The organism is Pedobacter sp. Leaf250 (genome assembly GCF_920984735.1).
Classification (GTDB): Bacteria; Bacteroidota; Bacteroidia; order Sphingobacteriales; family Sphingobacteriaceae; genus Pedobacter.
Window position 1 is genome coordinate 69213 of sequence record NZ_CAKLBU010000002.1, and the last position, 20616, is coordinate 89828.

Here is a 20616-nt window from a genome sequence, read left to right on the forward strand (position 1 = left end):
AAAAAGGATACCGCTGCAACCAGGTTTAATTAACAATTTCTGTGCGCTCATCTTCCGTTGTCACATCACTAAAATGTTTTGAATTCATTATCCTTTCCAATTTATTAAGCCGTCTTTTATTTTCTTGCTGCAATAATGATGGATATAAATTCATCAGCATATTCACAATCATCATAACTAAAGCCAAAATATATTTCTCTTTAAAAACCATAACCAATGCAAAAATAACCACTGCAGCAAATGCAATCAGATGATTTACTTCAGCAAGGGTCATCTCGTAGCGTAAAACCCTCAACTCATTTTGATCAATTTTACTTTTCATTCTAAGTTTTGGATTAAAAAACTTAAAGAACGTATTTTTTATAATCCATTTAATTACTCCAATACCCATTAATTTGTTAAGCTTTTTGGTCTTCACAAAATTAAGATTTGTTAATTTTTCTTTGTAGAAAGGTGTTTTTATCAGGAAGGCATTAATAATCATCCCAATAATCCAGGAGAGAAAAGTAATAGATAAACTGAAAGTAATTTGTTTTATCACAAGTTATCAATTATTATAAGCAACGCATTACACCAAAACTTGTTAGTTTATTAGTCTTGTCGTAAGAATATGTTTTAGTCGAACCATCTTTAGCAACGAATGTGACGGATTTAAAATTTAGTGCTCCGGTTCCATCTTTCCCTATAAAAGTTTGCTTGTTTTTTTCTCTAATTATTTCATTTTGAAGTTCCAGTTTTCGAGGATTTAGTTTATAAGATTTGAAGCCGGAAAAGATTAAATCGGAGTCAGTTTTATAACTGTAAATCATTTCACTTTCTACTTGTCCTTCGCGAATTATACGGCCAAATTTATCGTATATGTAAGTAATATCTGAAATGATGGATTGATCTGATCTTTTAGAAAACCTACGAACACATTGCATTTGGTCATTCAGGAAAAAAGTTTCAAGTGAGTACGGCCTTGTACCACTAAAGCTAACCGTATGGTATTTGTCTTTTTCGTAAATAAAAACAGTAGAATCAGTTGAATTTTCGTCGCCACTGATAATTTTTTTGATTAAGCTATTATGATCTCGAACATATTTTGAATAGCCATTGGCTTTGCCATTTAACGTATTTTCCAATGAAAGCATTTCGTTTTTATCACTGTAAAGATAGTTTCCGCCATATGGCGATTTTGTAGTCATTAAACTATCGCTAAACATTTCAAAAACTCTTTTTGTACACGTCATTTTCGGACTGCCATCATTGTTAGCTTTGCTGTAATGAACTGAATTAGAATTTTTTATTAATTTTTGAGCATAGAATTCATTTGGTGCGAATTTTATCTTAAGTACAGCTTGCATGTCTAACTGTGCATTTTTTTGATTACGCTCATCTAGTGTTTTAGGAACCAGGTAATCGGCATTGCCTATGTTCAAATAAGTTTTGATCGTTTTTAAATACTGATCAGGATTACTCACTAAAACCGGTTGTTCTTTACCATTTGAAAGAATCATCCCGAACGTTTTTTTAACATTTGGCCGATAGAAAATATATTTACCGTTTACATTGGTGTATTCTACAATATTCTCTTTCCCAATATTGAATATCGGAAAACTGGTGTATACCGAGCCGAAGTAAGTATTAACTTCCTTGCTTTTTTGCATGTGATTTTTAAAACCTTGGCTTTCGTCATCGATTCCAAAAAACACGACGCTAGGAGAAGATTCAGTAAAGCCAACTGCTGCCTTTTCGCCTGACGGCTTTGCCTTTATGAAAATGCTTTGGGAATAAGAAACTATTGAAATTGAAGCACAAAAAAATAATAAAATCACTCTTTTCATAACAGATAAATTAATCTTTAGTAAAAGGGATGTCTGAAATAAATAGGGATTTAGCAGCAGTTATAATAAATTTTTACCTTTTGCTCTTTTTCGCTCCAGGCGATGTAAAGATTGTTTTCTTTGCCCAAACGATATTTAAAGCCATTTAAACCCGATTTTTTAAGCTCTTCATAAAGTGCCTTATCCGGAACATAATTATCTGCTTTATCTTCAGGCATCACCGCTGGTTCAAGAAAATTATCATCAGCAAAAAAATCATCAGCTATGGTTTTCAAAAATACAATCTGTGCCTTTTCTTTTGATAAATCTAAGTTTGGATCGGTACTACCTAACAGATCAGTGCCTTTGAGCTTGGCGTTATAGATTTCTTTGCCTGCAAAATTTTTAATTGTAAAAGTTAAGACCATTTCTTCGGGCTTTCTACCAACCAACTCAATTTTAAAAGTATCTAGTTTATTAAGATCAGAAAACGACTTCGCAATACTTTGATTTACATTTTTAAATTCAATAGAATTGTCTTTTTCTTTTTTATCTGTTTGACAAGATAGAAATAATGTGATGATAGTTAAGAGGAGCAATAATTTTCGCATTTTCGAAAATACAAATTTAAACTTTCTATCAAATATTTAAATCAAAAATTAAAAACGATAACCCACAGATAGCCAAAGCTGAAAATCCAAATATCCCTTTGGAGCATCCCTTCCCTCGAATGTTTTCATATTGAAATACTTGCCATAACCTATTCCAGTGGTAGTTTCTAGCAAAAACCTTTTAGATGGAAGATATAAAAAACCTAAATTAATACCTGAACGGATGGAGTTTGCTTTGAAATTTCTATTATTTCCGAAGGATAAAAATCCAGTAGGATGAACATAGGCATTATTTGATATGATTGTTTTGTTCAGGTTTCCAGCATATATTCCAAAGAAGGGTGTAACCTCTTTACTTTCGATTTTATTGGCATACATTTTTCCTCTTAACAAAAAACCATCGTATTTATATTCTCTTCCCCAATTCAATTCACCTGAGGAATAAGATACCTCTAAGCCATATTTTTGTGCAAATGTTTTTTCAATGGAAAAGGAGGGGCGCTTGGCAACCAAATTTAATAAATTGGTTTTTACAGAAATTCCGGCAGGTTCTTGTGAACTTGCCGTTTTAATAGTTATTAAAGCAATAAAAATGGTTAGAACGTATTTCAATTGGCTCAAAGTTTGGAGATGTTACGTAACGTAATCTACAATATTTTATTCTAACTTTAATGCCTCTAACAACTTATTTAATTTTAATAAATCTTCGGGAGTATCAATGGCAACTGTTTCTAAATCAGTAACTTTTGTTTGGATATAAAATCCGTTTTCAATCCAACGTAATTGCTCCAAACTTTCTGCCAATTCTAAAGATGATGGTGGTAATTTTGTAATAGCTTTTAATGATTCGGTCCGGTAACCATAAATACCAATATGTTTATAAAACTGGTGTTTTTCTGCCCAAACACCTGGCTCTCCATTTCTAATAAAAGGTATTGGACTACGACTAAAATACATTGCTCTACCATTGATATCAATCACCACTTTCGGACTATTTGGATTATAGATACTTTCCTGACTTTGAATAGGCTTAATCAGCGTAGCCAATTGTACCTTTTCTTCATTAAAGCAACTGGTTAATAAGTCAATTTGAGCAGGTTCGATGAAAGGTTCATCTCCTTGAATATTAATTACAATATCGAAATCCGAAAGTTGCTCAATCACTTCTGCACAGCGATCCGTTCCACTTTGGTGGTTTGATGAAGTGAAAACGTATTCGCCACCGAACCTTTTTACTTCATCTGCAATGCGCTCATCATCGGTAGCAATAACTACTTTAGATAAACTTTGCGCTTTTGATGCTTGTTCGTAAACACGCTGGATCATGGTTTTGCCTGCAATATCAACCAATGGTTTTCCAGGAAAACGAGTTGATGCATAACGAGCAGGAATAATTCCGATGATTTTTTGATTTTCCAAAGCGTGAATGATGTTTATTTGCAATTACTTAAACCAATAAATTTTGTATAAAACATATGCAAGGATGAATGCCATAAAAAAATAAGATGCTGGATGAGCAAAGTTTAATGTCCAGCCCATCCATTCTGTACGCTTACGGATGATTAATCTTGAATCTTTTTTATTAAAATAAATACTTCCCCATTTCCAATTTTGAGGATTATCATGATCAAAATCTTTTTTCATCATTAACAAATTACGAAAAAATAAATTTTAACGAATGAACCAGATATTATATTTCTAAAATAACCCGTTTATTTCAGCTTCAATTGCTTGAATTACAGTACCTAAATCTTCGGGGTTATTTGTAAAATCCAACTTATCCTTATCCAAAATTAAAAGCTTGCCTAAGTTATAACCTTTAATCCAGGCTTCGTACTTTTCGTTCAATTTTGAAAGATAATCAATGCGAATGCCTGCTTCGTATTCACGCCCACGGCGTTGAATGTTATTGACCAAGGTTGGTACCGATGCACGCAGGTAAACCAACAAATCTGGTGGCTTGATAAAAGAGGTAATGTTATCAAAAATTGCCCTGTAATTATCATGATCGCGGGTAGTCATCAGCGCCATATCGTGCAAGTTTTCTGCAAAAATATGGGCATCTTCATAAATAGTTCTGTCTTGGATCACATTACGTTTATTCACCTCAATATCAGTAATCTGCTGAAAACGACTATTTAAAAAATAAATCTGAAGATTGAAACTCCAGCGTTTCATGTCACTGTAAAAGTCTTCCAAATATGGATTGTTATCTACAGCTTCGTATAAAGCTTCCCATCCATAATTTTTGGCTAACAAACCTGTTAAAGTAGTTTTTCCAGCGCCGATATTTCCTACTATTGCTATGTGCATATATTTTATGTTCTGCGGATGGGCGCTTTGCATTAAGCGGTCTACCCGCTATACGCTTGTCACTTAACGCAAGTTAAATTAAAAACTTTTAAACCCGATTAAATTACGAACCTCTCTAATGGTTTTTTGCGCACTTTCGCGGGCTTTTAGGGCACCATGTTTTGCAACTTGTCTTAAATATAAATCATCTTTCGAAAGTTCTTCAATCCGCTCTCTAATTGGTGAATTGAAAACAATCATATCTTCGGCCAATTGTTTCTTCATATCGCCGTAACGGATTTGCATTTTATTGTATAATCCATCAAAATGTTCAATTGTATCAGGCGTAGAAACAATTTTCATCAAATCGAAAAGGTTTTGAATGGCTTCTGGCTTTGCTTGATTTTCTTCTGTCGGCCCACTATCACTCACTGCCCTTGCAACTTTCTTTCTAATAATTTCCGGACTATCAGATAGGTAAATGCAATTTCCATCACCATCAGATTTGCTCATTTTTCCTTTGCCTTCTAAACCTGGTACTTTAACTAAATTATCAGCATAATTAAAGGCGAAAGATTCTGGAAAGAAATCGGCATTATACATTCTATTGAAACGATTGCCAAAATTCCTTGTCATTTCCAGGTGCTGTTCCTGATCTTTTCCAACTGGCACTTTGGTTGCTCTGTGTATCAAAATATCGGCAGCCATTAAAGTTGGATAGGTTAATAAACCTGCATTCACATTATCTGGGTTTGCTCTGATTTTTTCCTTGAATGATGCGCTTCGTTCTAACTCGCCTAGATAGGCATTCATATTTAAATACAGATATAGCTCCGAAACCTCTGGAACATCAGATTGTACATATATTGTGGTTTCTTCTGGATTTATTCCGCAGGCTAAATATTCTACTAATACGTGGCGAACGTAACCATGTAAATCGCCAGGTGTAGGGTGGGTGGTTAAAGAATGTAAGTCAGCAATAAAAAAATAGCAGTTATAATCGTACTGCATCTTTACAAAGTTGGTTACTGCACCAAAATAATTTCCTAAATGTAGCTTTCCTGTTGGCCTAATGCCACTCACCACTGTTTCTTTCATAATGGCACGAAATTAAAAATAAAAAACAAGCAAAGTATAAGTTATATTCAATTTTATATCAAGAGATTTTTTGGGAAGCAATAGTATGAATTCTTCGCATTCATTATCTGCTAAGACTATTGCTTGATTGAAGAAATTGGTATTTCGATGATATCAGTTCGAATTATCTATCACTGCAATAAACTAAGTTAAATACCATCCAAATTTTAAAATACTTCATGTTAATTCATTAGTATAGCTTAATAAAAGTTTGGGTTGGTATGCTAGTATTTGAAATATGAAAGTATTTTATATTTTTGATTATCTATGATTCACTTTCTAAGGCAGGTACACCGGGTATGGTTTTTATTTTGGATACTTTTTTTCTTCATATTATTTTATCCATTGTATTACCTTACTTCTCGTGATCCAAAATATTACGGAATCTTAAATTTTTGTAGAAAGGCAAACAGTTTTTGTTGCAGCCTGCTATCTGGTGTTTGGTATAGTTATCATTACGATCAAAAACTGAATGATAACCAAACCTATATCTATTGTGCAAACCACACTTCTAATTTAGATATTATGGTTTTCTGCATCATGTGCCACGGAAAGTTTCATTTTATGGGTAAAGATGAGTTACTAAATAATCCTGTTTTAGGAATTTTTTTTAAAACCATTGATATATCGGTAAACCGCGATAGTAAAATTTCTGCTTTTCGGGCCTTTAAAAAGGCTGGCGAAAATTTAGAAAAGGGGATGAGCTTAATCATCTTCCCAGAAGGAAAAATTGATGATCACTACCCACCTAAACTCGGTGAATTTAAAAATGGCCCATTTCGTTTGGCCATTGATAAAAATATTTCTTTAGTGCCGGTAAGCATTACAAATGTTTGGAAAATAAATTGGGATGATGGTGCTAAATATGGAAGTAAGCCCGGAATTTGCGATATTTACGTCCACAAACCTATAAATACAGCAGAGTTGGCCGATGTTGATTCTGATGTATTAAAGGAAAAAGTATTTCAACTCATTGAAAGTAAGTTAGTATACAAATGAATTTAGACGCACAAACCATTTACAAAATCGCCGATTTGGCCAGAATTCATATCGATGAAAAAGAAGTTGATACCTTAATTCCTGAAATGAATAAAATACTTTCATTTATGGAGAAGCTAAATGAGCTTGATACTTCAAATGTTAAGCCATTGGTTTACATGAATGAAACCACAAATGTTTGGCGAGAAGATGTTGTTAAACAAGAAATATCGACAGCGGATGGATTAAAGAATGCTGCAAAACACACTGATCAATTTTTCATGGTACCCAAAATTATTGAAAAGTAATTTCGATAGCCTTGTAACATCTTACCCTTTGCGCTTGTCTAAAAAAGAAAAAACATGGAGAAACCACTTATTACCATAAAAGAAATTGGCCGTAAATATGTTATCGGATCAGAAGTTATCCATGCTTTAAAATCAGTTTCTTTAGATATTAATAAAGGTGAATTTGTTGCTTTAATGGGTCCTTCAGGATCCGGAAAATCAACATTAATGAATATATTGGGTTGTTTAGATACGCCATCAAGTGGTACATACATCTTAAATGGAACCAATGTAAGTCAGATGAGCGATGATGCCTTAGCTGAAGTACGTAATAAGGAAATTGGCTTCGTTTTTCAAACCTTTAATCTTTTGCCACGTTCAACTGCTTTAGATAATGTGGCGTTACCATTAATTTATGCAGGAAGCAGTAAAAAAGATCGTGAGGCAAGAGCTGCAAAAGCACTAGAAAACGTGAACCTGGGTAATCGTATGGATCACAAACCCAACGAATTATCTGGTGGTCAGCGTCAGCGTGTTGCTGTAGCCAGAGCATTGATCAATAATCCATCAATCATTTTAGCTGATGAGCCTACGGGTAACTTGGATACCAAAACCTCAATAGAAATTATGGGCTTGCTCGAAGAAATTCACAGCAAAGGCAATACCATTATTTTAGTAACACACGAGGAAGACATTGCCCAACATGCGCATAGAATTGTGCGTATGCGTGATGGTTTAATCGAGAACGATTATGTAAATACTGATATCAAAAATGTTTCTCCGCGTTTGCAGGCTTTAAATGATAGCGGCAGCGATTGGGAAAAGATAAATTAATGAAGTTTTAAGTTGTAGGTTATAAGTTATACGGTTTGGATATACTTAAAACGTATAACTTACAACTTAATACTTTTCAACATGAAAATCTACACAAAAACAGGAGATAAAGGACAAACATCATTAATAGGCGGTACGCGTGTGCCTAAATATCATTTACGTATTGAAACTTATGGAACTGTAGATGAGTTAAATTCGTACATAGGTTTAATCATGTGCCAGGATATTGATTCACATTATAAAAATTTATTAAAAGAAATTCAAGATCGATTATTTACAGTGGGTGCATCATTAGCTGCAGACCCAGAAAAATCGAAAATGAAAATTCCTGATTTACACGATAGCGATATTGTTTTGCTTGAAAAGGAAATGGATTTAATGAATGAAATTTTACCACCTTTAAAGCATTTCGTTTTGCCAGGCGGAAATACTGTTGTTTCTTATTGCCACATTGCCCGATGCGTTTGCAGACGGGCAGAGCGATTAACTGTTGAGCTTGCAGAAAATAGCTTTGTGGATGAGCGTGTAGGCATTTATTTGAATCGTTTAAGCGATTACTTATTTGTTTTGGCACGAAAACTGAATATGGATTTTAGCGCAGAAGAAAATATCTGGATACCGCGTGTTTAATAGTGGAAAAATAAGTTTGCTTTGCTCAAAAATTTTAATATACTTTGCGCATTGTTAAGAACAAGAATTTAATTGAATTGAAGATATGTATTGGACATTAGAATTAGCATCGCACTTGGAAGACGCACCTTGGCCTGCAACTAAAGATGAATTAATTGATTACGGTATCCGTTCTGGAGCACCTGTAGAAGTTATTGAAAACTTACAAGCACTAGAAGATGATGGAGAGCCTTATGAAACCATTGAGGAAATTTGGCCAGACTATCCTACAAAAGAGGATTTCTTCTTTAACGAGGATGAATACTAAAATTTAAAAATAAGAACCTTCCAATATTTATTAGAAGGTTTTTTTTTTGATCTGTTTACAACTTAAAAGTATTTGATTATCAGTTTTTTATAAATATATTTTACATTTTTTAAACAAAAGTATTCCAGGTATGTTAATACATCAACATTTACTTAAAAAATTAACACTATGGGAAATTTATTGTATTTAGTAGCAGTAGTATTGGTTATACTATGGGTGATCGGCTTCGTATTCCACGGCTTTGGCGATGTGGGTAATATCATCCACGTTTTATTAGTAATCGCAATTATTGCAATTTTGCTTAAAGTTATCGGAAGAGCAACATAAAATTTATTAAGCGAATATTCATCAGTTTTTAAAAGGATATCTTATAAAATAGATGAATTAGAAAAGGTGTTTCATTTTTATGAAACACCTTTTCTTTTTAACTTCTTAGTAGTAATTCTGCCAGTTCTAAATCAATTGGAAAAGTAATTTTAATATTATTTCTTTCACCATTTATAATGTGTATATCTTCGCCAATTGCTTCTACAACATTTGCGTCATCAGTAAAATAGGGTGAATAATCTTGTTGATAGGCTTCTTTTAAAACTCTATCATTAAAAGTCTGCGGTGTTTGTACTAAATAAATTTCGTCTCGCTTAAGCGCAGAAGTTTTATTTTCTTGAAGCATTCTAACACTATCACTCGATTGAACAGCAGCGATTACATTACCTTGTAATACTGCTTCTTTAAAACAATTATCAATTAATGCTTTAGAAACTAATGGACGAACAGCATCATGTATGGCCACAATGCATTCTTCGTTTATGAAATTTAAAGCATTCTTAACAGAATAGAAGCGCTCTGTGCCACCATCAATTACTTCGTGGGGCACACGAAAATTAAATTCCTCACAAAGTCTTTTCCAATATCCTTGTTGATCCTTGTTTAAAACCAGTAAAATTTTAGGTTGGGCATCACTTTGCGCAAAAGCTTTTATAGTATGCATTAAAACCGGGAGGTTTTTGAGCAGTAAGAATTGTTTTGGGATTTCTGTCTGCATCCGATTTCCAGAACCGCCTGCTACAATTATAGCGTAGTATTTCATCTTCAAAAGTATCAAGTATTTAGTATCAAGTAGCAAGTTATAGAGTTTTGTCTCGATACTTGATACTTAATACTTGAATCTATTCTAGATAATTAGCATAGCATCGCCGTAGCTATAAAATTTATATTTTTCTTTAACAGCAACCTCGTAAGCATTCATCACATTTTCGTAACCACCAAAAGCACTCACCATCATCAATAATGTAGATTCTGGAGTATGGAAATTAGTAATCATTGAATTGGCAATATTAAATTCGTAAGGTGGGAATATAAACTTACTTGTCCAGTCGTTTGCCGCTTTTAAAGTTCTGTTCGCTGATACAGCAGATTCAATTGATCGCATAGAAGTAGTTCCAACAGCACAGATTCTTCTTTTTTCTTCAATGGCTTTATTTACAATATTGGCATCTTTTTGTTCGATGATAAATTGCTCTGAGTCCATTTTGTGTTTGGTTAAATCTTCAACCTCTACGGTTCTAAATGTACCTAAACCAACATGTAGTGTAACTTCTGCAAATTCAACTCCTTTAAGTTCAAGGCGTTTCATCAACTCACGACTAAAGTGTAAACCTGCGGTTGGAGCTGCAACAGCACCTTCGTGTTTAGCGAAAATAGTTTGATAACGCTCTTTGTCTTCAAGAGTTGCTTTACGCTTAATGTATTTTGGAAGTGGAGTTTCTCCTAAAATTTCAACATTTTTTCTGAATTCTTCGTCTGTTCCCTCAAATAAGAAACGAATGGTACGCCCACGAGAGGTTGTGTTATCTACGACTTCGGCCACTAATAAATCATCGTCGCCAAAATATAATTTGTTTCCTACACGTATTTTACGAGCTGGATCTACTAAAACATCCCATAAACGTAACTCCTTATTTAATTCGCGAAGCAAAAACACCTCGATAGTAGCACCAGTTTTTTCTTTGTTACCGTATAAACGAGCTGGAAAAACCTTAGTATTATTTAATATCATTACGTCTTTGTCATCGAAATAACCCAGTACGTCTTTGAAAATTTTATGTTCAATTTTACCACTGTCTTTGTGTAAAACCATCAAACGTGCTTCATCGCGTTGTTCGGCTGGATTGTTAGCAATTAATGACTCTGGTAAGTTGAATTTGAATTGTGATAATTTCATTCTTGATGAATTTTTTGAGGTGCAAAAATACGAATTTAATTTTTCTTTTCCTTATTTTATCAAACGTAATTACATGATACAATGTTTTAATTGAATATTTAATAAAATTAGCAGGTTAATGATTACGAGCGATGGTAAAATTAATTAGTTTTGGAAATCAGTTGTAACCTTTTTACATGCTTTGCATCTAACCATTAATTATGATAATCTTTAGGCTAATAGGTGAGAGTTTTCGTTTTGCTTTTGATGCATTACGCCAAAATAAAATGCGTACCATGTTATCGCTGCTTGCAATAACAATTGGAATTTTTACCATTATTGCAGTTTTTTCAGCTGTAGATACTTTTCGTGGCAAACTTCAATCAAGTGTAGATAAATTAGGATCGAATACCATCTATGTTCAAAAGTGGCCTTGGAGTTTTGGCGATAATTATCCCTGGTGGAAGTATATGAACAGACCACAGCCTTCTCTACGTGATTTTGCTGCTTTGAGAGAGAGAATGGGTAATGCCCAGGGAATTACATTTGAAATATCTACAAGTGACAGAACAATTAAGTACAGAAGTAATTCTGTTGAAGGAATAAACGTTTCTGCTGCTTCTCATGATTTTGATAAAACTTGGAATTTTGAACTTCAGGCTGGTCGTTACTTTACTGAAACGGAGAGTAACAATGGCTCACCTGTATTATTGATGGGTGCTGATGTGGCTGATGGTTTATTTGATGGCGATGATCCGATAGGAAAGCAGGTACAAATATTAGGAAGAAGATTAACGGTTATTGGTGTATTTAAAAAAGAAGGTGAAGATATGCTGGGAACTTCTTTGGATAAGAATGTTAACATCCCAATAAATTTTGCCAAAAGTATATTAGATATTCAAAATGAACGTTACGGACCGCAAATTACGGTTCGTGGTAATGATAATGTGTCGCTAGAAGAGGTGGAAAGCGAACTAAAGGGTTTGATGCGATCAATTCATCGAATAAGACCTGGACAAGAAGAGGATTTTGCCTTAAATAAAACAACCATTCTTTCTAATCAATTGGATTCGATGTTTACTATGGTGAACTGGGCAGGATGGATTATCGGTGGTTTCTCTATCCTGGTAGGCGGTTTTAGTATTGCCAACATCATGTTTGTTTCGGTAAAGGAAAGAACAAATATTATCGGTATTCAAAAATCGCTTGGAGCCAAAAATTACTTTATTCTTTTGCAGTTTATCTTTGAATCCATATCGTTGTGTATTTTGGGAGGATTGTTAGGGCTCTTATTAGTTTATCTCATAGCCTTATTATTGGGTGCTGCTACGGGATTTTATATTATTTTGGGGATCAATAATATCTTACTTGGAATATGGATTTCCGTAATTATAGGAACAATTTCAGGATTTTGGCCGGCATATTCGGCATCTAGATTAGATCCAGTTGAAGCAATTAGAAGTTAATCTTCTTTAGTCAATACAAAAAAAATCTTTAATAAATAAAAACCCGTCGTTAAGATTATCTCTAGCGACGGGTTTTATATTATATGGCAACTAGACTAACTATGCCAATTTTCCTAAAGCATCTTTAATTCTTCTTAAAGCTTCCACCAAACTTTCATCAGAGGCAGCATAAGATAAACGGATGTAGTTGTTATTGCCAAATGAATCGCCACCCACAGTAGCTACATGGCCAACATTGAGTAGATATAAGGCTAAGTCAGAAGAATCTTTAATAACGTTTCCATCTGCATCTTTCTTACCGAAAAAAGAACTGATTTCAGGAAAGAAATAGAATGCGCCATCTGGTAGGTTTGTTTTTACGCCAGGGATTTCGTTTAATAAATTATAAACCAACTCTCTGCGACGCAGAAAAGCTTCTTTCATTTTTAATATACTATCCAAACCTTGTTCGTAGGCTACAATACCTGCTCTCTGTGCAATTGAACAAGTTCCTGAGGTAGTTTGGCCTTGTAATTTATCATTGGCAGCAGCTATTTCCTTATTTGCGGCGATGTATCCTAACCTCCAACCCGTCATGGCAAATGCTTTTGAAAAACCATTTACGATAATTACACGGTCTTTGATGCTATCAAATTGAGCAATAGATTCATGTTGATCAACAAAATTGATGTGCTCATAAATCTCATCAGATAAAATATAAATATTTGGGTGTTTTTCGAAAACTTTAACCAAAGCTGCTAATTCTTCTTTGCTGTAAACAGATCCGGTTGGATTGCATGGCGAAGAAAACATAAACAATTTAGATTTTGGCGTAATCGCTGCTTCTAATTGTTCAGGTGTAATTTTGAAATTGCTTTCGATATCAGTATCAATAAAAACAGATTTACCTTCAGCCAAAACCACCATTTCTGAATAAGAAACCCAGTAAGGTGTTGGAATTATAACTTCATCATCAGGATCGATTAAAGTTAAAATAACATTCGATAATGATTGTTTAGCACCGGTAGAAACAACAATTTGTGAAATATCGTAATCCAAATTGTTTTCTGTCTTTAATTTGTTCACAATTGCCTGGCGTAGGTCAGGGTAACCTGGAACAGGAGAATAACGGGTGTAGTTGTCGTCTAACGCCTTTTTAGCAGCATTTTTTACATGATCTGGTGTATTAAAATCGGGTTCACCAACACTTAAACTAATAATATTTATTCCTTTCGAGGCCAATTCACGGCCAAGTTTGGTCATTTTAAGGGTTGCAGATTCTGATAGACTGTTGATTCTTTTCGATAAGGTGCTCATGGATAATTACTTTGAACGCAAATATATAAACCAAATATTATTCTGCACTAAAAAAGCGATAGTTTTTATCATTTAATTAAGTGATAAACGTATTTTTGTAAAAAAAAATCCCGTGACAGTTAAAAAAAAGGCAATTGTAATTTCATTAGTAGTTAGCATAGTTTTGATGCTGGCGAAGTTTGTAGCCTATTTTATTACTGGATCAAATGCAATTTTGACTGATGCTGCTGAAAGCATCGTTAATGTTATTGCAGGCAGTTTTGCCTTCTATAGTATTTATTTAAGCACACAACCTCGTGATGAAAATCATCCTTATGGACATGGAAAGGTTGAATTTTTTTCTGTTTTTGTTGAAGGAATTTTAATTCTTTTGGCAGGTATAATCATCATATTTAAATCGTCCTACAATTTAATTTATCCCCATGCTGTCGGGAAACTTCTAGAAGGAACAATCATTATCGGAGCTACGGGATTGATAAATATGATCGTAGGTTTATACTTAATAAGGGTTGGAAAAGAGCAACATTCGGTAACTTTACAGGCAGATGGAAAGCACTTATTAACAGATACTTATACCAGTATTGCGATTGTTGTAGGCTTGATCTTGATTCAGCTAACAAATATAATTTGGCTGGATAGTTTATTATCTGTTCTTGTAGGTTTTTACATCGTTTTTTCAGGTTATAAGCTTACAAGGGGATCGGTTGGTGGGTTGATGGATGAAAGCGATTTTACTTTAGTGGAGGAAGTAGTTGATATATTGCAAAAGAGCAGGCACAACCCATGGATTGATGTTCATAATCTTCGTACACAACAATATGGACCTGAATTTCACATAGATTGCCATGTTACACTTCCTTATTATTTCGATTTAAACCAGGTACATAGAGAAATTTCTCAGATCGATGAACTTATTAATAAAAGTGGATTTCGTAAAGCCGAATTATTTATTCATGCCGATCCTTGTTTACCAGCATGTTGCCATTATTGCCACATGAGTGAATGTAAGGTTAGGGCAGAAGCTTTTAAAAAGGAAATAATTTGGACACCAGAAATTGTAATTAAAAACAAAAAACATTACGAAAATGAGCTACTTTAATGTAAGGGTTTACGGACTGCTTATTAATAAAAAGGAGGAGGTTTTAGTTAGCGATGAAGAGGAGTACGGTTTTCGTTTTAGTAAATTTCCAGGTGGTGGATTGGAATTTGGTGAGGGATTAATTGATGGCTTAAAACGAGAATTTATGGAAGAGTGTAATGCTGAAATAGATGTAGTATCTCATTTTTACACCACAGATTTTTTTGAGAAATCATCTTTTAACGACAGTCAGGTAATAAGCGTTTATTATTTGGTAAAAGAAAAAGCACCATTACAGTTGGCGTTTAAAACTAAAATTTTTGATTTTGATTCAAAAGGAGAAGTGCTTCAGGCGTTTCGTTGGGTGGCAGTTAAAGATTTGGATATTAATGAGATCACCTTTAAAACAGATAAAACAGTAGTCACATTATTGAAAGCAACAGTCCATTCGCCAATTTAGAGTGACAACCTTTAGAAAGAAACTCAAAGTTTAGTACATATTTACTGTCCCGAAAACGGGGATCAGAATATTTTGCAGTTAGTATTTACCTTATTAAGATTCTGATGAAACAAGATCAGGATCACATTCGTTAATATGGCATTTTGATATTGAGCTTCAAAATACACTTAAAGGTTATCCTAAAGGCATTTTACCAAAATCCATATATAAAATACTCCATCTTTGGCCATCTAAATCTATAAATCCGCAGCCGTACATCCAGCCGTCTTTATAGCCAGGTTCACCATATATAGATCCTCCAGCATCAATTACTTTTTTAGCTAAATCATCAACTTCTTCTGGACTTTCAGCATCAAAAGAAAATAAGACTTCGCTGCCAGATGGTCTTTCTGAAAGCGTTGTTCCAGCAAAACCTTCGTATAAGGATTTTTCAAAAAGCATTAAAACCAAACCTGCATCTCCAACCAAAAAGCTTGCACTATCATTGCGGACACCATATTGCAAATTCAACTGGAAACCTAATTTAGTAAAAAACTCCTTTGATTTCTGTACATCTTTTACTGGGAGATTAATCCATAACGATTTTATCATAGCTATAATTATTTATTTAAGATTAATAAGATTTTCTAGAAAGTGAAAGAAAGTAAATGGGAAAATTTAAGGGTAATTAATGCAATTAATTATTTCTTTACTGCTTTCTTTTTGTATTTCTTCGCTAAATCTTCTGGAGCTACAGTACAATATGAAAGTCTTATCGCATCGTTTAGTACATCTTCTTCAATGAAGCTTAATTCAAAAATTGTCCAGCCTTGTTTGCCCCAGCCAGCTTGTGCAGGATAAATTGCAGATGGATCTAAATCTGAAAATTTGTTTTGGTCTTTTGGTGATAATCTAAAAACGGCTTTTAAGTTAGAATTATCAATGGTGATAAAGATTTTATCGTCAACTTTAAATGAATTTTTATTGGCGTTCGGTGTTTCAACTACGTTTTCAAAAGACAAGGCAAGTTCTTTAAAAGAATCTGGAGATATCATAATATGTTTTTAATATAATCTAAAATAGGGTTACTCTCAAAATTGATTGACAAATCTACACGAATTTTCAGTTTTTAACATTCATTATGTCTATTAAAAAGTATAAAAAAATATCATTTAGATAAATAAGAGTGTGATAGTTTTGCTAAAGTGAATTACAATTTATATAATTTCTGTGGGAATTCAGCCGCATGATTTAGAATTAAATTTATAATATAACTATTCGATTGATAAACAGATAAATCATTTTTAATGGGAGCGAGGCCATCTGCTAGATAAGTCTTGTCTTTAAAATATCCCATTCCATAAAATTTTCCATTTTCCACAACCAGGCAGCTTAATTCTTCTTCTTCGCGGCCATCATCAACTAAAGCAAAGCTTGGTTGTAAATTCTGAATTTCTGATAAAGCATTATTTAATCTTTTATTATAAACAGCTACCGTTTCGATACCGCTGCAAGCGCCAAAACACTGCCCATTTTCGTGAGCAGAACACTTTGTTGCTGTTTTTTGAAGATAACACAGTTTAGCACAAAGCTGATATTTATCGATTAATTGGTTTAAGAAATTATAACCTTCTAGTAGGCTGTTAAAGCTTTGCAGCGATTTATTGTTCTTTTTATGCTTGTCTATCGCTAAACGCATGTAACCATTTTGATCTTCAAAAATATACAGATCGTACTTATGCTCATAACGTTTCATGGCCCTATTATTTTCTGGCCAAAGTCTTTTAATCTCGTTAGCTTCTAAAATCAAAGCCATTAATTCCGTACCGCAGATTACATAGTCAACATTATAAATGGTTCTTAAGAAGTCTTGTCGTTGTTTATTAGGCTTATTACCCGTAAAATGGCTGATTACTCGCTTTTTCAAGTTTTTAGCCTTACCAACATAAACAATCTTTCCTTTATTATCTTTAAAGTAATATACGCCAGGTTGGTTGGGTAATCTTAAAATTGAAGCACGATCTAAATGCGGTGGTAATACCTGTTCTTTTGAGGTCTTCTTTAACATTTCAGCAATTATGCCTTCATGATCAGTCTCCAAAAGCATATTGAACAATATGCTAGTTGCATCGGCATCTCCAGCGGCACGGTGCCTATTCTGAATGGGGATTTTTAATGCGCTGCATAATTTCCCTAAACTATAAGAAACCTTTCCGGGAACCAATTTTCTGCTTAATCTAACAGTACACAGCTTACGGCAGTTTAAATCGTAACCCGCAGCAGATAAATGATGTTTTAGAAAAGAATAATCAAAATTTACATTATGGGCTACAAAAATTTTATCGTTCAAAAGTTGATAAATCTGCAGAGCAACATCTTCAAAATATGGTGCATCTTCCACCATTTCATTATCAATTCCGGTAAGGGCCGTAATGTAAGATGGAATAAATTGTCTTGGATTTATTAATGTAGTAAAAGATTCGACCACTTGATTTTCATCATGTATGTTTATGGCAACTTCGGTAATTCCATTTGCCGAAGCATGGCCACCAGTGGTTTCTATATCTACAACTGCGTATAACATTCAAAAATTTATAACTACAAATCTATGCTAAAATAGTTAGTAATAAAAATATATTTCTGCTATTTTATGATTGTTTTTTTAGTTCCTAATTATGAATAACAAACTACCTAAAAACAAAAACAGCGACCACGTAATAACGTAGCCGCTGTTCATCTATTATTTAATTTCTATTATAATTTACTCAACAATTTACTCAAATTTGGTTTAATACCGATACTAATTGGAACAGTGTTAAAAACACGATTCTGAATTTTGCCAAAGCCGTACATATAACTCGCTTCAACAAATAAATTTGCGCCACCAATATTGTATTCAATACCGCCACCACCTTCTGCAATGCCCATGCTATTGGTTTTATTGTCCATATTAACTTGCAATGTACTGGCATTAACGCCTGCTTGAGGAGTTAAAATAAAACCGCCACCTGCACCAGCAAAACCATAAAACGCCCATTTATCAACTATTTTACGATATCCCAAAGCAATATTTAATAAATATGTTGTTGATCGGCCTTTTTGAATGGTGTAAGTATAACCTGCATCAGCAATTTGCTGATTAAAAGTAAACGCATGTAAGCTTACCTTCGGATAAACAAATAAGCCTCCATTACCAACAGCTAAATTCACACCAAGTGATGTGGAGAATTTAGGCTTAAAATAATCTGATGTTTCTCCCATAGGAAACGCAAACCCAATTCCACTCATGGAATAAAGTTTATCAGGACGGCTACTTTGTGCGCTAGCTTTCATAGATATTGCAGCGCAAAGCAATATGATCGGGGTTAGTAATTTTAATTTCATATATGGTTTTTTAATTTGCTGTTAGTTTATTTACTTTCTGAAGTAAATCGGTAATGTTAAATGGTTTAACTAAATAATCATCAGGATCTAGTTTTTGCGATATAATATAATTTTCATCATAGCGGGCAGAAGCCATTATTACTGGAATGTTTTCGGTATCAGGATTTAATCTCAATTCCTTAAAAACAGCTCTCCCATCCATTCCATTCAACATAATATCCAGAATAATTAAATCAGGATTAAATTCTTTTATCGTTTTAAATATAAATCTTGGAGATAGTAATGGGTAAACGCTGTAATGTTCAGTTTCTAGTGCCATCTGAAAAACCTCTAAAATATCGGGATCATCATCAACAACTAATATTCTTTTCAAAATGGATCTTCAATTAATAAAAAATAGACTATCCCTAATACAAAGAAATAACGGGAATGTTTTAACTGTAATAAAAATTTACAAGGAAAATATCACTACGAATTAATTAAGAGCTTCCCTTTAAAGCATTACTATTTATAAAGTCGGTAAAAAGTGATCGATGACTATTTTCAATATTGAAAGAAACTTCACTGGCAAGTAATACCTGATTTCCCAGAACGCTTTTTATATGCTTTTTTGAGATAATTACGTCAGCACTAACCTGAATGAAACCAGGGTGTGATCGTAACATATTAATCATCTTGGCGAAATTAATTTTTGCGCTTAAGATGGAAATATTGGTAGTAATAAAATTTATATCCTGCTTATGATCTTCTACTGCAATCAAGTCATCAAAATTCACCCTTACCAATTCATCATTTTCATTATGTAAAGGAATATAAAAATAATGATCGGTGAAGATAGATAATGGTTGCTGATCAGTATTACCGGTAGGAAAAAGGTTGTTTATGGTTTTTGTAAAATGAAGAATTGAATATGGTTTCAAAAGGTAGGCATCGGCCTCTACTTTAAAAGCATCGAGCGCATATCTCGGATAAGCAGTTGTAAAAATAAGGTATTTGGCTTTTTGTCTCAACAAACCTGCCAGTTCGATGCCTGATATTGTTGGCATCTCCACATCCATAAAAATAATATCGACAGGATTGGCCATAGATATTTCAGCTAATGCTTGCAAGGGTTCGGTAAAAGTTTGCACAAGATTAAGCTCTGGCACTTTTTCCATGTAAGCAATTAGATTTTCTAAAGAATGGGGATCATCATCAATAGCGATGCAACTTATAGACATTTTAGGAGGTTTAGATGCTGCAAATTACGATTTAGAGCGATAATATCGAAAAATAATTTATAAAAGGTTTTCAATGAGCCGAATTAATTATGTAGTGATAATTTTATTGTCTTGAATTACTAAAATACAAGTATAATACATTTTGTTAGATGTTTAATATGCATTAAATAATAATGGATCTGTCTTTCCAACTAAAATGAATGAAGTGATTTACAATTAATCAGCTGTTTAGCAATATATTGCATTTTAAACCGTAATAAATAGATGATAAATTATTTATAAGAAAATAATTTATCACTTACCTAAAACAATACCTTATGAAAAACAGAACCCGTATAACCAACAGGTTAAATGTATCTATTACTAGAAAAGTGATTGAATTGCAAGAAAAAGGCTACGATTGTGATTTCCTTATACTTGCCAACGACAGTTTACTGTGTTTGCAAACTAATATAAAGTATCCTATAAAATCTGTTTCTATAGAGCGAATGGAGCATGGATATGACTTTTTCAGTTCAACTTATAAACATGTTCATACCATTGTTACCGGAAATGGTGAAAGGGGAGTTCTACTTACCGAAAAACCTATAATTAAATAACGATGAGGCTGTAATTACAGCCTCACCAACAAATTTTGCGTCTTGTTTAT

Annotated in this window: 27 protein-coding genes; 10 read left to right on the forward strand and 17 right to left on the reverse strand. The window is 33.5% G+C overall.

Features of this window, described 5'->3' with window-relative positions; translation table 11 throughout:
- Nucleotides 1-25: 25 nt before the first annotated feature.
- The 8 genes from LUA91_RS02145 to trpS all read right to left on the reverse strand — a co-directional run bounded on the left by LUA91_RS02145 (nucleotide 26) and on the right by trpS (nucleotide 5806).
- Nucleotides 26-541 carry a hypothetical protein gene (locus LUA91_RS02145; RefSeq protein WP_231424307.1) on the reverse strand — a complete coding sequence of 172 codons (516 nt, stop codon included), beginning with the start codon at nucleotides 539-541 and terminating at the stop codon, nucleotides 26-28.
- Nucleotides 542-554: 13 nt separating this feature from the next.
- Nucleotides 555-1826 carry a hypothetical protein gene (locus LUA91_RS02150; protein ID WP_231424308.1) on the reverse strand — a complete coding sequence of 424 codons (1272 nt, stop codon included), beginning with the start codon at nucleotides 1824-1826 and terminating at the stop codon, nucleotides 555-557.
- A 50-nt stretch (nucleotides 1827-1876) separates the two neighbouring features.
- A complete protein-coding gene (locus tag LUA91_RS02155) occupies nucleotides 1877-2416 on the reverse strand; it encodes a hypothetical protein (protein WP_231424309.1) in 540 nt (179 codons plus the stop codon).
- A 48-nt stretch (nucleotides 2417-2464) separates the two neighbouring features.
- Nucleotides 2465-3028 (reverse strand): DUF3575 domain-containing protein, encoded by a 564-nt coding sequence (locus LUA91_RS02160; protein WP_231424310.1) that lies wholly within the window; start codon nucleotides 3026-3028, stop codon nucleotides 2465-2467.
- 45 nt (nucleotides 3029-3073) lie between these two features.
- Nucleotides 3074-3835: a 3-deoxy-manno-octulosonate cytidylyltransferase gene (gene kdsB / locus LUA91_RS02165; protein ID WP_231424311.1), complete on the reverse strand. Its 762-nt coding sequence runs from the start codon at nucleotides 3833-3835 to the stop codon at nucleotides 3074-3076.
- A 24-nt stretch (nucleotides 3836-3859) separates the two neighbouring features.
- Nucleotides 3860-4063, reverse strand: coding sequence for a DUF5808 domain-containing protein (locus tag LUA91_RS02170; RefSeq protein ID WP_231424312.1), 204 nt, complete (start codon nucleotides 4061-4063; stop codon nucleotides 3860-3862).
- A 51-nt stretch (nucleotides 4064-4114) separates the two neighbouring features.
- Nucleotides 4115-4729, reverse strand: coding sequence for a deoxynucleoside kinase (locus tag LUA91_RS02175; protein ID WP_010603424.1), 615 nt, complete (start codon nucleotides 4727-4729; stop codon nucleotides 4115-4117).
- Between the two features lie 78 nt (nucleotides 4730-4807).
- Nucleotides 4808-5806, reverse strand: coding sequence for a tryptophan--tRNA ligase (gene trpS, locus LUA91_RS02180; RefSeq protein WP_231424313.1), 999 nt, complete (start codon nucleotides 5804-5806; stop codon nucleotides 4808-4810).
- 306 nt (nucleotides 5807-6112) lie between these two features.
- Between trpS and LUA91_RS02185 the strand changes: the two genes are divergently transcribed.
- The 6 genes from LUA91_RS02185 to LUA91_RS02210 all read left to right on the forward strand — a co-directional run bounded on the left by LUA91_RS02185 (nucleotide 6113) and on the right by LUA91_RS02210 (nucleotide 9208).
- Nucleotides 6113-6844 (forward strand): 1-acyl-sn-glycerol-3-phosphate acyltransferase, encoded by a 732-nt coding sequence (locus LUA91_RS02185; protein ID WP_231424314.1) that lies wholly within the window; start codon nucleotides 6113-6115, stop codon nucleotides 6842-6844.
- Nucleotides 6841-7131, forward strand: coding sequence for an Asp-tRNA(Asn)/Glu-tRNA(Gln) amidotransferase subunit GatC (gatC, locus tag LUA91_RS02190; RefSeq protein ID WP_231424315.1), 291 nt, complete (start codon nucleotides 6841-6843; stop codon nucleotides 7129-7131). Before LUA91_RS02185 ends, gatC begins: the two co-directional genes overlap by 4 nt.
- Nucleotides 7132-7185: 54 nt before the next feature.
- Entirely contained in the window at nucleotides 7186-7944 is a 759-nt protein-coding gene (locus tag LUA91_RS02195) for an ABC transporter ATP-binding protein (RefSeq protein ID WP_231424316.1), read from the forward strand.
- Nucleotides 7945-8025: 81 nt separating this feature from the next.
- Complete coding sequence (locus LUA91_RS02200; RefSeq protein ID WP_231424317.1) at nucleotides 8026-8574, forward strand: cob(I)yrinic acid a,c-diamide adenosyltransferase; 549 nt, start codon at nucleotides 8026-8028, stop codon at nucleotides 8572-8574.
- An 85-nt stretch (nucleotides 8575-8659) separates the two neighbouring features.
- Nucleotides 8660-8881 (forward strand): DUF2795 domain-containing protein, encoded by a 222-nt coding sequence (locus LUA91_RS02205; RefSeq protein ID WP_010603503.1) that lies wholly within the window; start codon nucleotides 8660-8662, stop codon nucleotides 8879-8881.
- Nucleotides 8882-9049: 168 nt separating this feature from the next.
- The gene (locus LUA91_RS02210) at nucleotides 9050-9208 is read left to right on the forward strand and encodes a lmo0937 family membrane protein (RefSeq protein ID WP_131557824.1); all 159 of its coding nucleotides are present in this window, start codon (nucleotides 9050-9052) and stop codon (nucleotides 9206-9208) included.
- A gap of 97 nt (nucleotides 9209-9305) precedes the next feature.
- Here the strand turns inward: LUA91_RS02210 and LUA91_RS02215 are convergent, their stop codons facing one another.
- Both LUA91_RS02215 and queA read right to left on the reverse strand, forming a co-directional pair.
- Nucleotides 9306-9971, reverse strand: a complete 666-nt coding sequence (locus LUA91_RS02215; protein WP_231424318.1) for a 2-C-methyl-D-erythritol 4-phosphate cytidylyltransferase — start codon at nucleotides 9969-9971, stop codon at nucleotides 9306-9308.
- Between the two features lie 84 nt (nucleotides 9972-10055).
- The gene (queA, locus tag LUA91_RS02220) at nucleotides 10056-11105 is read right to left on the reverse strand and encodes a tRNA preQ1(34) S-adenosylmethionine ribosyltransferase-isomerase QueA (protein WP_231424319.1); all 1050 of its coding nucleotides are present in this window, start codon (nucleotides 11103-11105) and stop codon (nucleotides 10056-10058) included.
- A gap of 200 nt (nucleotides 11106-11305) precedes the next feature.
- On the opposite strand from queA, the gene LUA91_RS02225 reads away from it, so the two are divergent.
- Nucleotides 11306-12550 carry an ABC transporter permease gene (locus LUA91_RS02225; protein WP_231424320.1) on the forward strand — a complete coding sequence of 415 codons (1245 nt, stop codon included), beginning with the start codon at nucleotides 11306-11308 and terminating at the stop codon, nucleotides 12548-12550.
- 99 nt (nucleotides 12551-12649) lie between these two features.
- Here the strand turns inward: LUA91_RS02225 and LUA91_RS02230 are convergent, their stop codons facing one another.
- A complete protein-coding gene (locus tag LUA91_RS02230; protein ID WP_231424321.1) occupies nucleotides 12650-13846 on the reverse strand; it encodes a pyridoxal phosphate-dependent aminotransferase in 1197 nt (398 codons plus the stop codon).
- A gap of 112 nt (nucleotides 13847-13958) precedes the next feature.
- Here LUA91_RS02230 and LUA91_RS02235 point away from each other — a divergent pair, with 112 nt between their 5' ends.
- Together LUA91_RS02235 and LUA91_RS02240 are read left to right on the forward strand one after the other, a co-directional pair.
- Nucleotides 13959-14945, forward strand: coding sequence for a cation diffusion facilitator family transporter (locus tag LUA91_RS02235; RefSeq protein ID WP_231424322.1), 987 nt, complete (start codon nucleotides 13959-13961; stop codon nucleotides 14943-14945).
- On the forward strand, nucleotides 14932-15384 hold the full coding sequence (locus LUA91_RS02240; protein ID WP_231424323.1) for an NUDIX domain-containing protein: 453 nt from the start codon (nucleotides 14932-14934) through the stop codon (nucleotides 15382-15384). Before LUA91_RS02235 ends, LUA91_RS02240 begins: the two co-directional genes overlap by 14 nt.
- A gap of 174 nt (nucleotides 15385-15558) precedes the next feature.
- On the opposite strand, the gene LUA91_RS02245 is transcribed toward LUA91_RS02240, so the two are convergent.
- From LUA91_RS02245 to LUA91_RS02270, 6 genes are all read right to left on the reverse strand, one after another.
- On the reverse strand, nucleotides 15559-15975 hold the full coding sequence (locus LUA91_RS02245) for a VOC family protein (protein WP_231424324.1): 417 nt from the start codon (nucleotides 15973-15975) through the stop codon (nucleotides 15559-15561).
- An 89-nt stretch (nucleotides 15976-16064) separates the two neighbouring features.
- Nucleotides 16065-16418, reverse strand: coding sequence for an MmcQ/YjbR family DNA-binding protein (locus tag LUA91_RS02250; RefSeq protein ID WP_231424325.1), 354 nt, complete (start codon nucleotides 16416-16418; stop codon nucleotides 16065-16067).
- A gap of 155 nt (nucleotides 16419-16573) precedes the next feature.
- Nucleotides 16574-17947 (reverse strand): exonuclease domain-containing protein, encoded by a 1374-nt coding sequence (locus tag LUA91_RS02255; RefSeq protein ID WP_231424326.1) that lies wholly within the window; start codon nucleotides 17945-17947, stop codon nucleotides 16574-16576.
- Between the two features lie 170 nt (nucleotides 17948-18117).
- Nucleotides 18118-18747, reverse strand: coding sequence for a hypothetical protein (locus tag LUA91_RS02260; protein WP_231424327.1), 630 nt, complete (start codon nucleotides 18745-18747; stop codon nucleotides 18118-18120).
- A gap of 10 nt (nucleotides 18748-18757) precedes the next feature.
- A complete protein-coding gene (locus LUA91_RS02265; protein ID WP_231424328.1) occupies nucleotides 18758-19120 on the reverse strand; it encodes a response regulator transcription factor in 363 nt (120 codons plus the stop codon).
- 106 nt (nucleotides 19121-19226) lie between these two features.
- Nucleotides 19227-19967 (reverse strand): LytTR family DNA-binding domain-containing protein, encoded by a 741-nt coding sequence (locus LUA91_RS02270; protein ID WP_231424329.1) that lies wholly within the window; start codon nucleotides 19965-19967, stop codon nucleotides 19227-19229.
- A 317-nt stretch (nucleotides 19968-20284) separates the two neighbouring features.
- Between LUA91_RS02270 and LUA91_RS02275 the strand changes: the two genes are divergently transcribed.
- Nucleotides 20285-20566 carry a hypothetical protein gene (locus LUA91_RS02275; RefSeq protein WP_231424330.1) on the forward strand — a complete coding sequence of 94 codons (282 nt, stop codon included), beginning with the start codon at nucleotides 20285-20287 and terminating at the stop codon, nucleotides 20564-20566.
- Nucleotides 20567-20616: the final 50 nt, after the last annotated feature.

Bases quoted from the DNA above. Each gene is read 5' to 3' on its own strand.
- LUA91_RS02150 (WP_231424308.1), bottom strand. From the start codon at position 1,826: ATGAAAAGAGTGATTTTATTATTTTTTTGTGCTTCAATTTCAATAGTT.
- LUA91_RS02155 (WP_231424309.1), bottom strand. From the start codon at position 2,416: ATGCGAAAATTATTGCTCCTCTTAACTATCATCACATTATTTCTATCT.
- LUA91_RS02170 (WP_231424312.1), bottom strand. From the start codon at position 4,063: ATGATGAAAAAAGATTTTGATCATGATAATCCTCAAAATTGGAAATGG.
- LUA91_RS02175 (WP_010603424.1), bottom strand. From the start codon at position 4,729: ATGCACATAGCAATAGTAGGAAATATCGGCGCTGGAAAAACTACTTTA.
- trpS (WP_231424313.1), bottom strand. From the start codon at position 5,806: ATGAAAGAAACAGTGGTGAGTGGCATTAGGCCAACAGGAAAGCTACAT.
- LUA91_RS02185 (WP_231424314.1), top strand. From the start codon at position 6,113: ATGATTCACTTTCTAAGGCAGGTACACCGGGTATGGTTTTTATTTTGG.
- gatC (WP_231424315.1), top strand. From the start codon at position 6,841: ATGAATTTAGACGCACAAACCATTTACAAAATCGCCGATTTGGCCAGA.
- LUA91_RS02195 (WP_231424316.1), top strand. From the start codon at position 7,186: ATGGAGAAACCACTTATTACCATAAAAGAAATTGGCCGTAAATATGTT.
- LUA91_RS02200 (WP_231424317.1), top strand. From the start codon at position 8,026: ATGAAAATCTACACAAAAACAGGAGATAAAGGACAAACATCATTAATA.
- LUA91_RS02205 (WP_010603503.1), top strand. From the start codon at position 8,660: ATGTATTGGACATTAGAATTAGCATCGCACTTGGAAGACGCACCTTGG.
- LUA91_RS02210 (WP_131557824.1), top strand. From the start codon at position 9,050: ATGGGAAATTTATTGTATTTAGTAGCAGTAGTATTGGTTATACTATGG.
- LUA91_RS02215 (WP_231424318.1), bottom strand. From the start codon at position 9,971: ATGAAATACTACGCTATAATTGTAGCAGGCGGTTCTGGAAATCGGATG.
- queA (WP_231424319.1), bottom strand. From the start codon at position 11,105: ATGAAATTATCACAATTCAAATTCAACTTACCAGAGTCATTAATTGCT.
- LUA91_RS02225 (WP_231424320.1), top strand. From the start codon at position 11,306: ATGATAATCTTTAGGCTAATAGGTGAGAGTTTTCGTTTTGCTTTTGAT.
- LUA91_RS02230 (WP_231424321.1), bottom strand. From the start codon at position 13,846: ATGAGCACCTTATCGAAAAGAATCAACAGTCTATCAGAATCTGCAACC.
- LUA91_RS02240 (WP_231424323.1), top strand. From the start codon at position 14,932: ATGAGCTACTTTAATGTAAGGGTTTACGGACTGCTTATTAATAAAAAG.
- LUA91_RS02245 (WP_231424324.1), bottom strand. From the start codon at position 15,975: ATGATAAAATCGTTATGGATTAATCTCCCAGTAAAAGATGTACAGAAA.
- LUA91_RS02250 (WP_231424325.1), bottom strand. From the start codon at position 16,418: ATGATATCTCCAGATTCTTTTAAAGAACTTGCCTTGTCTTTTGAAAAC.
- LUA91_RS02255 (WP_231424326.1), bottom strand. From the start codon at position 17,947: ATGTTATACGCAGTTGTAGATATAGAAACCACTGGTGGCCATGCTTCG.
- LUA91_RS02260 (WP_231424327.1), bottom strand. From the start codon at position 18,747: ATGAAATTAAAATTACTAACCCCGATCATATTGCTTTGCGCTGCAATA.
- LUA91_RS02270 (WP_231424329.1), bottom strand. From the start codon at position 19,967: ATGTCTATAAGTTGCATCGCTATTGATGATGATCCCCATTCTTTAGAA.
- LUA91_RS02275 (WP_231424330.1), top strand. From the start codon at position 20,285: ATGAAAAACAGAACCCGTATAACCAACAGGTTAAATGTATCTATTACT.